This window comes from Candidatus Hepatincolaceae symbiont of Strigamia maritima (genome assembly GCF_055505085.1).
Genome location: NZ_DBKDTU010000090.1, coordinates 1 through 2,601 on the forward strand (window position 1 = coordinate 1; position 2,601 = coordinate 2,601).

Genomic DNA, 2,601 nt, shown 5'->3' on the forward strand with positions numbered 1-2,601 from the left:
AATATGATAGCTTTTATTATATACAAATTATTTAATAATTTAATTTATCATAATTTAATAGGAGACACAATAAAATGATAGCTATCTTAGGGATAATACTGCTATTAGCGATAGCTTTTCTATTATCAAATAATAAGTCTGGAATAAATAAACGAACTGTAATAGGGGCTTTCTTAGTACAAGCATTATTAGCAATGTTTATCTTATATGTGCCAATTGGGCGGGCTATACTTAGTAGTATTGCAAATGGTATATCCTCAGCAATTGATGCTGGAAAAGTAGGAGTAGAATTTATTTTCGGAGGCTTAGCCCAAGGTAATGTTGGCTTTATTTTTGGTATCCATGTTTTAAGTTTAATAATTTTCTTCTCAAGCCTAATTTCAGTACTATATTACTTAAGAATAATGCCTTTATTAATAAATAGTATTGGTTTTGTTATTCATAAGATGTTAGGTACTAGTAGATCAGAATCATTAGCTGCTGCTGCTAATATTTTTGTAGGACACACAGAGGCTCCCTTAACTGTAAAACCATTTATAGGGAAAATGACTGAATCTGAGCTTTTTACAGTAATGGTAGTAGGGCTTGCCTCTGTGGCCGGTTCTGTAATTGCTGGTTATGCCGTATTAGGAATAGATATGAAATATTTAGTCTCTGCAGCTTTTATGGCAGCACCTGGTGGAATTTTAATGTCTAAACTAATGTTACCGGAGAGAAATATTCCAATTCAAACTATGGATGAGTTACAACATAAAACCAAAGACTTAGAAAAACCTGAAAATATTATAGAGGCTGCTGCTTTTGGAGCAACTACCGGATTAAAACTAGCTCTAAATGTAGGAGCAATGTTAATTGCCTTCATAGGCTTAATAGCATTAATTAATATTATTTTAGGAGGCACAGCAGGTCTTGTAGGATTTGAAGGATTATCTTTAGAATATATTTTAGGTTTAATATTTTCACCGATTGCTTATTTAATAGGAGTGCCTTGGGAAGAGGCATCAGTAGCCGGTAGTTACATTGGGCAAAAATTAGTAACTAATGAATTTGTAGCTTATATTAATTTTGTTAAAGATATGAGTACTTTATCTGAGCATACTAAGATTATTATAGTTTTTGCTTTATGTGGGTTTGCTAATTTAAGCTCCGTGGGAATTTTAATAGGTGGATTAGGAGTTATATCTCCGAATCGAAAAAAAGATATTGCTAGATTAGGTTTTAAGGCAGTGCTTGCAGGAACTCTATCGAATTTAATGAGTGCAGCCCTTGCCGGAATCTTTACATCTATAGCATAAATTAAAGATAATAAACACAGAAACAAACGAGAATGTTTCTTAAAGTAAATAATAAGGAGTAAGCAACGTTATATTTTTACCACAGGAAATTATTAGAAAAAAAAGAGATAATAAGGAACTTAGTAAAGCTGAAATAGATTTCTTTATAAATGGTATTATGCAGGAATCAATTGTAAATGAGCAGGTTAGTGCACTAACTATGGCTATTTTACTAAATGGTTTGAATGCTACCGAAAGATCTAATTTAACCATAGCTATGAGGGATTCAGGGGAACCTTTAAGTTGGAACTTAGATGGAAAAATAGTAGATAAACATTCCACAGGAGGGGTAGGAGATTTAATTTCTTTTATTTTGGCTCCAATTTTAGCTTGCTTTAATTTATATGTTCCAATGATAGGTGGGCGTGGATTAGGGCATACAGGAGGTACTCTAGACAAACTAGATGCAATTCCTGGTTATAATACTAATGCAAGTAATGAATTATTTAAGAAAGTTGTAACAGAGGTAGGGTGTGCTATTATTGGACAAACCGCTAATTTAGCTCCGGCTGATAAAAAAATCTATGCTATTAGAGATATCACAGGTACAGTAGAATCATTAGACCTAATTACTGCTTCTATTTTATCAAAAAAACTCTCGGAAGGTTTAGACTTCTTAGTTATGGATGTAAAAACAGGTAGTGGGGCTTTTATGGAAAATTTAAATGATGCTAAACAATTAGCAAATAGTATTGTTAATACTGCTAGGATAGCTAATTTACAAGTCTCGGCACTAATTACTGATATGAATGAGGTTTTAGCTAATAATGTGGGTAATGCTTTAGAAATAATCGAGAGTATTGAATACTTAAAGGGGAATTCTACAAATTATAAACTTCATGAAATTAATGTATCTCTAATTACAGAAGTACTCATTAATACTGGAGTTAGTAGTACTAAAGAAGAGGCTAGAGCTAAAATTATAGAAGTAATAGAGAATGGTAGGGCAGTAGAAAAATTTGCAAAAATGATAAAAGCTTTAGGTGGAGTAGCAGATTTTGTTGAGAATTATAACAAATATTTACCGCAAGCTAAGGTGGTAACTCCGCTATATTTAGAGCAGACAGGTTATATCAGTAAGATTAACACTAGAGAAATAGGGTTGTCTTTGGCAATGTTAAAAGGAGGAAGACAAAGAGTTACAGATAAAATAGACTATAGTGTTGGGTTAAGTAATGTTTTAAAACTAGGAGAAAAAGTTGATAAATCTATACCATTTGCTTTAGTTCATAGTCAAACCCTAGAAGATTTTACGTATGTAAAAAAG

The 2,601-nt window shown here is 32.1% G+C and carries 2 protein-coding genes; both read left to right on the top strand.

Annotated elements, in window-relative coordinates; all coding sequences use genetic code 11:
- Nucleotides 1–74: 74 nt before the first annotated feature.
- Entirely contained in the window at nt 75–1,295 is a 1,221-nt protein-coding gene (locus tag ACQCX0_RS02215; RefSeq protein WP_462562528.1) for a NupC/NupG family nucleoside CNT transporter, read from the top strand.
- Between the two features lie 70 nt (nt 1,296–1,365).
- On the top strand, nt 1,366–2,601 hold a 1,236-nt coding region (deoA, locus tag ACQCX0_RS02220; protein ID WP_462562529.1), incomplete at its 3' end, for a thymidine phosphorylase.

What these genes read in the sequence shown, in the direction of transcription:
- ACQCX0_RS02215 (WP_462562528.1), top strand. Translation starts at nt 75, where the DNA reads ATGATAGCTATCTTAGGGATAATACTGCTATTAGCGATAGCTTTTCTA.